Consider the following 5,967-nt stretch of genomic DNA (forward strand, 5'->3'; position numbering starts at 1 on the left):
GCAATTGATACGCCGGTTCGAGAGCTGTATCTATCCTCGACTCACTTGCTCAAGGCAGGAGGAAAGCGGATTCGTCCCGTTTTTGTTTTGCTCGGCGGTAAGTGGGGCAATTACGACATCAAAAAGCTAAAGCATGTGGCCGTTCCTCTCGAACTGATCCACATGGCTTCCTTGGTGCATGATGATGTGATTGATGATGCGGATAAGCGTCGCGGAAAAGATACCGTGCGGATGAAGTGGGATAACAAAGTAGCCATGTACGCCGGCGACTATATTTTTGCACGTGCATTGGCCATTGCCTCCCAGCTCCCGATCCCGCAATTGCACCAAATTCTCTCGAATGCAATCGTCGAGGTTTGCAAGGGAGAGATCCAGCAAGTAAAGGATTTGAATAACTGGGACCAAAACTTCCGTACCTATTTGCGCAGAATCAAACGAAAAACGGCGCTTTTAATTGCGATTAGCTGTCAATTAGGAGCAGTGGCAAGCGGTGCGTCAGATGATATGATTCGCAAAATGTACTGGTATGGCTACAATGTGGGGATGGCTTTTCAAATTACGGACGACATTTTGGACTTTACAGGGACCGAGAAGCAGTTAGGGAAGCCTGCTGGAAGCGACTTGGTGCATGGAAACATTACGTTGCCTGCGCTTTATTCAGCCCATCATGGAAAAGCACGTGCGCAATTCCAGGATTGGATTGCGAAAAATACGTTTTGGGATCATACGGATGAAGCTGTTCGAATGGTGCGAGAAGATGAGGGGATTGCCTTTTCGCAGCGCCTCGCTGAACGCTATATCGCCCGTGCGCATGCCATTCTCGCTGATTTGCCTAACAACCAGGCTAAGACATCCTTGACAGGTATCGCCAATTATATTATTGATCGCAAATTTTAATGATATTTTAACGGTCTGCCTGTTGCTTGAGCACTCTAGTTTTGATAAAATTTCGTTGGTGTCCTATGCACCAATACATAGCTCTAATGGAGGCATACATACAATGGAAAAAACATTCCTTATGGTAAAACCAGATGGCGTACAACGCAACCTGATCGGGGAAATCGTATCCCGTTTTGAGAAAAAAGGCTACCAACTCGTAGGTGCTAAGCTGATGACAGTAAGCCGCGAACTGGCTGAAGAACATTATGCAGAGCACAAAGAGCGCCCATTCTTCGGTGAACTGGTAGACTTCATCACTTCCGGACCAGTATTCGCAATGGTATGGCAAGGTAACAATGTAATCACAACTGCTCGTGCTATGATGGGCAAAACAAACCCAGTAGACGCTGCTTCCGGTACGATCCGTGGCGATTTCGCTACTTCTGTTGGCATGAACATCATCCACGGTTCTGACTCTCCTGAGAGCGCTGAGCGTGAAATCGGCCTGTGGTTCTCCGCTGAAGAAGTTCTCTCCTTCGAGAAAACTATCCAACGCTGGATCTAAGACTGATTGAGAAAGCCCCATTCATTGGGGTTTTCTTTTTTTTGTCAAAATCTTTGTCAAAACAGATAGGATAATGACGAAATATAGCGAATGAAGATAGGGAGTTTGCAAAGGGGGTACGATTCAGCATGGAAGATAAGGACTTTCTCCAATTTATAGCTAGTGTGAAGAAAATGACTGGAATTGATCTTGCCCTCTACAAGGAAGCACAGATGAAGCGCCGTCTAACCTCGTTGAGACAAAAGCGGGGGTACAACACATTTGCCCAGTATTTCGATGCCATCGCTAAAGACAAGGAGCTTTTCTATGAGTTCCTCGATAGGATGACCATCAACGTATCGGAATTTTTCCGGAATCCAGGCCGATGGGAAGTTCTCGAGAATAAAATTTTGCCACGCTTGGCAAAGCAATCGCCGCGGGTGAAATGCTGGAGTGCGGCATGCTCGACAGGGGAGGAGCCCTACACACTCTCCCTGATTTTGCTGCGCCAGAAGTTGGATGCAACAGTGCTCGCTTCCGATATTGATGAGGGAGCACTGGCAAAAGCAAAGCAAGGGGTATACACGGACCGCTCCCTGCAAGATTGTCCGAAAGACCTCGTAGCAAAGTATTTTGAAAAAGATACACTCAGCTATCGTATAACGGACGAAGTGAAGAGAAAAGTGACGTTCAAAAAACATAATTTATTGGCGGACTCATTTGATTCTCAATTTGATTTGATCATTTGCCGGAACGTGATGATTTACTTTACCGAGGAAGCAAAGCATGAGCTGTATCATAAGTTTAGCCGGGCACTGAAACCTGGCGGGGTACTCTTTGTCGGCAGCACGGAACAAATTTTTCAGCCTCAACAATACCAACTGGAGACAGAGGATACGTTCTTCTATCGAAAAATGGGTTGATTCATGGTGGCCTTGGTATATCTCTGCTGTTTTTTCCCAAGACTAGGAATACCTACTTTGCAAGAGGAGGCAACAGATGGATAAACACAAGGTCATCGAGGCATACCGTCGAGGGCTGATCACGCTGCAGGAATGTGGTCAGATTTTAGGGGCGGAGAGGACACAACTAGATGATTTGATACGCGTGGATCACACTCGCAAACCGCTGAGCCCCAATCCCTTTTTTAACGTGTAGGTATGTCAATCCTGATGCATTCGCGATAGCGTAAAGAGAGCGCTTCTCCTAATACGGAGGGGCGTTTTCCTGTAAGAAGAAAAGGTTTTTCGCAAACGTTTCCCACTTTTGTATTTCCACGGCGTACTAGGTATGATATTATAGCGCTTAAAAGTGATAAAGGACAGCACCCCGAAAAGAGAACCTTAAGGGGATACAGGCTGCCTGGAGGATGGAGGAAGGATAGAGATGCGTTACTTGACAGCAGGGGAATCCCACGGGCCGCAATTAACAGCTATCATCGAGGGCGTACCGAGCAACCTGCCGATTTCCATTGAGGAAATTAATGAGCAGTTGGCACGTCGTCAGAAAGGCCATGGTCGTGGCAGAAGAATGCAGATTGAAAAGGATCAGGTGAAAATTCTTTCTGGTGTCCGCCATGGATATACAACCGGAGCTCCTATCACACTGGTCGTTGAAAATAAGGATTGGACGCATTGGCAAGGAATCATGAGTGCTGAGCCTGTAGAGGAAGGCGCTGAAGAAAAGCGTCGTGTTTCCCGTCCACGCCCTGGACATGCTGATTTAAACGGGGCGATTAAGTATCATCAACGCGATATGCGCAATATTCTGGAACGTTCCAGCGCTCGTGAGACCACTGTCCGCGTAGCTGTTGGTGCAGTAGCCCGCCAATTGCTGGCTCAATTTGGTATCCGTATTGGCGGCCAGGTACTCCAGATCAACGAGATCGTGGCGAAGCGACAAGAAGTCAGTCTGGACGAGCTGATTGCGCGCACCGAAGAATCGCCAGTACGCTGCTTGGATAAAGAAGCAGAACCACTGATGATGGCAGCGATTGACAAAGCAAAAGAAGACGGGGATTCCCTTGGGGGTACCGTAGAAGTTATCGTTGAAGGCGTGCCGATTGGTTTGGGTAGCCATGTGCAATGGGACCGCAAGTTGGATGGACGTCTTGCACAAGCGATTATGAGCATTCAGGCTTTCAAGGGTGTCGAAATCGGTATCGGATTTGAGGCAGCCGGTCTGAAAGGCTCGCAAGTTCATGACGAGATTATTTGGAACGAAGAAACAGGCTACAGCCGTAAAACAAATCGTGCAGGTGGACTCGAAGGCGGAATGACGACAGGAATGCCTGTAGTTGTTCGTGGAGTTATGAAGCCGATCCCTACCTTGTACAAGCCGTTGATGAGTGTAGATATTGATTCGAGAGAGCCATTCTCAGCGAGCATTGAGCGTTCCGACAGTTGTGCTGTTCCAGCGGCAAGTGTGGTCGCGGAGGCAGTGGTAGCATGGGAGATCGCGAGTGCCATGTGCGAAAAATTCCCTTCCGATTCTCTTGACGACATGGAAGAAAACGTACGTCAATACCGTGCGTACACGGAGAAATTCTAATGAGCGTGGAGAAGCTGACTGTTGATCTTGGGGAGCGTTCCTACCAGATTGTGATAGGCGATGGTCTTTTGCACGATGCAGCGGCGTTGCTAGTAGAGGCAGGAATTGCTTCTACTAGCAAGCTGATGATTGTCACAGATGAGAATGTAGCCGTTCATTACTTAGAGCCTTTGCTTGATGTATTGCGCCAGCATGGGTATCAGGCCCATGCAGCTGTTATCGCTGCCGGAGAACAATCGAAGAGCCTCGCTGTCTACGAACGATTGATGACAGAGGCAATTCATGCAGGACTGGACAGGAAGTCTGCTGTATTGGCTCTCGGTGGTGGAGTCGTCGGTGACTTGGCTGGATTTGTGGCTGCTACGTACATGCGCGGCATTGATTTCGTTCAAATGCCGACTACCTTGCTGGCACATGATAGCTCGGTTGGTGGAAAAGTAGCGATCAATCATCCACTCGGCAAAAATCTCATTGGTGCTTTCCATCAGCCCAAAGTAGTCATTTACGACACGAAAGCCCTGCATAGCTTGCCGAAGCGGGAAGTCGCAGCAGGTTTTGCAGAAGTTGTGAAGCATGGACTGATCGCCGACGCTGTCTTTGTCGATTGGCTGGAAGACAACGCTGATAGGCTATGGCAGCTCGATTCAGAATTATTAGGGAAAGCCATTGAAAAAGGCTGCGCAGTCAAAGCGGCTATTGTTTCCCAAGACGAGACAGAACAAGGGCAACGTGCATTGCTTAACTTGGGCCATACGTTTGGTCATGCGTTTGAAGCGCTATCTGCTTACTCCACCCTGAATCATGGGGAAGCCATCTCAATTGGGATGTGTTTGGCAGCGAAGGTAGCGGAACGGATTGGTTTTGCCGAGACGGGTGTATACAATCGCACGAAACGGATGATGGAATTGTTCCACCTGCCAACAGCGTGGCCGGGCAATCTCTCGCCAGAAGCTGTGCTGGAAGCCATGAAACGAGACAAAAAGACGGTAGGCGGAAAGCTGGCATTGGTGTTGCCAAGGGCAATTGGGCAGGTTGAAGTCGTCAAAAATATAGAAGAAGAACTCATACTGGGAGTCATGAGAGAAGAAGTGGAGGGATAAGGATGGGAATGAGAGGAATCAGAGGCGCGGTTACGGTGGAAGCCGATACGCGCGAAGAGATTGTCTCCTCTACAAAATGGTTGTTGGAAGAAATGGTAAGCCGCAATGAAGTGAACCCGGAAGACATTGGCAGCATTATTATTACGACGACAGAGGATCTCTGTGCGACCTTCCCCGCTCAAGCGGCCCGCCTGCTTGAAGGAGAGGCTTGGCAATATGTACCGCTCATGTGCGCAAGAGAAATCCCGGTGCCGGGTGGCTTGCCGCTTTGTATTCGTGTCATGATGCATGTGAATACAGACAAGACAGCAAAAGACATTCATCACGTTTTTTTGCGTGAAGCAGTCAAGCTGCGCCCGGATTTGACAAATCGCGGTTGACAAATTAGGGCGCTCTCTTTTACCATAAGTGAAACGAGAGCGCCTCGTTTTTTCCGGTAATAAGCAAAAGCCGGCTGAGAGCAGAGAATGAGTTGAGCAGAGTTGAGATGAGTTAGGTTGAGGAGAGAAGAGAAGGCTGGGTACATATTGACACCCAATCCAGGTCTCTTTGTCTGGATTTTTTTGTATACAAAAATTTCTCCCCCCTACCTCTCGCTCTAGAAGCGGGTGTAGAAAAGGTGGATGTCTCATTCCCTTTTCTCTCCCACTAATTGAGGAGATGAGAGCCCATGTATTTCCCTTCCCTTGCCGAGGTTAAGACCCTGTCGGCGTCGTATTCCCTTATCCCTGTTAGCTTGAAACTGTTGGCGGATCAAGAGACACCGATTCGTTTGTATCAGAAGATTCGCACGAGTGATTCCTTTTTGCTGGAGAGCGTAGAAGGTGGTGCGCGTTGGGCGCGTTTTTCGTTCATTGGTATGAATCCTTTTCAAATCGTAGAAGCAAAAGGAGA

The 5,967-nt window shown here is 48.4% G+C and carries 7 protein-coding genes and 1 pseudogene; all 8 read left to right on the top strand.

The genetic code is table 11. The annotated features are described in order from the left end of the window. Window positions 1-897 (top strand): polyprenyl synthetase family protein (locus tag C7R94_RS29390; RefSeq protein ID WP_106786016.1); only part of this gene is annotated, 897 nt, incomplete at its 5' end. A 103-nt stretch (window positions 898-1,000) separates the two neighbouring features. Next, entirely contained in the window at window positions 1,001-1,444 is a 444-nt protein-coding gene (gene ndk / locus C7R94_RS29395; protein ID WP_007716560.1) for a nucleoside-diphosphate kinase, read from the top strand. Window positions 1,445-1,572: 128 nt separating this feature from the next. After that, window positions 1,573-2,346 carry a CheR family methyltransferase gene (locus tag C7R94_RS29400; RefSeq protein ID WP_106786017.1) on the top strand — a complete coding sequence of 258 codons (774 nt, stop codon included), beginning with the start codon at window positions 1,573-1,575 and terminating at the stop codon, window positions 2,344-2,346. A 76-nt stretch (window positions 2,347-2,422) separates the two neighbouring features. After that, window positions 2,423-2,581, top strand: a complete 159-nt coding sequence (locus tag C7R94_RS30470; protein WP_007716564.1) for a hypothetical protein — start codon at window positions 2,423-2,425, stop codon at window positions 2,579-2,581. Window positions 2,582-2,809: 228 nt separating this feature from the next. Then, window positions 2,810-3,973, top strand: a complete 1,164-nt coding sequence (aroC, locus tag C7R94_RS29405) for a chorismate synthase (RefSeq protein ID WP_047068988.1) — start codon at window positions 2,810-2,812, stop codon at window positions 3,971-3,973. Continuing rightward, window positions 3,973-5,073, top strand: coding sequence for a 3-dehydroquinate synthase (gene aroB, locus C7R94_RS29410; RefSeq protein WP_106786018.1), 1,101 nt, complete (start codon window positions 3,973-3,975; stop codon window positions 5,071-5,073). The genes aroC and aroB overlap by 1 nt, the downstream gene beginning before the upstream one ends. Before the next feature lie 2 nt (window positions 5,074-5,075). After that, entirely contained in the window at window positions 5,076-5,453 is a 378-nt protein-coding gene (gene aroH, locus C7R94_RS29415) for a chorismate mutase (protein WP_047068990.1), read from the top strand. Between the two features lie 290 nt (window positions 5,454-5,743). Next, window positions 5,744-5,967, top strand: a pseudogene (locus tag C7R94_RS29420) (anthranilate synthase component I); the annotation flags it as partial.

The sequence above is a fragment of the Brevibacillus sp. NRRL NRS-603 genome (genome assembly GCF_003013445.1).
In the GTDB taxonomy this organism is placed as follows: domain Bacteria; phylum Bacillota; class Bacilli; order Brevibacillales; family Brevibacillaceae; genus Brevibacillus; species Brevibacillus formosus.

Coding starts and splice junctions, on each gene's coding strand:
- ndk (WP_007716560.1), top strand. CDS start 1,001: ATGGAAAAAACATTCCTTATGGTAAAACCAGATGGCGTACAACGCAAC.
- C7R94_RS29400 (WP_106786017.1), top strand. CDS start 1,573: ATGGAAGATAAGGACTTTCTCCAATTTATAGCTAGTGTGAAGAAAATG.
- C7R94_RS30470 (WP_007716564.1), top strand. CDS start 2,423: ATGGATAAACACAAGGTCATCGAGGCATACCGTCGAGGGCTGATCACG.
- aroC (WP_047068988.1), top strand. CDS start 2,810: ATGCGTTACTTGACAGCAGGGGAATCCCACGGGCCGCAATTAACAGCT.
- aroB (WP_106786018.1), top strand. CDS start 3,973: ATGAGCGTGGAGAAGCTGACTGTTGATCTTGGGGAGCGTTCCTACCAG.
- aroH (WP_047068990.1), top strand. CDS start 5,076: ATGGGAATGAGAGGAATCAGAGGCGCGGTTACGGTGGAAGCCGATACG.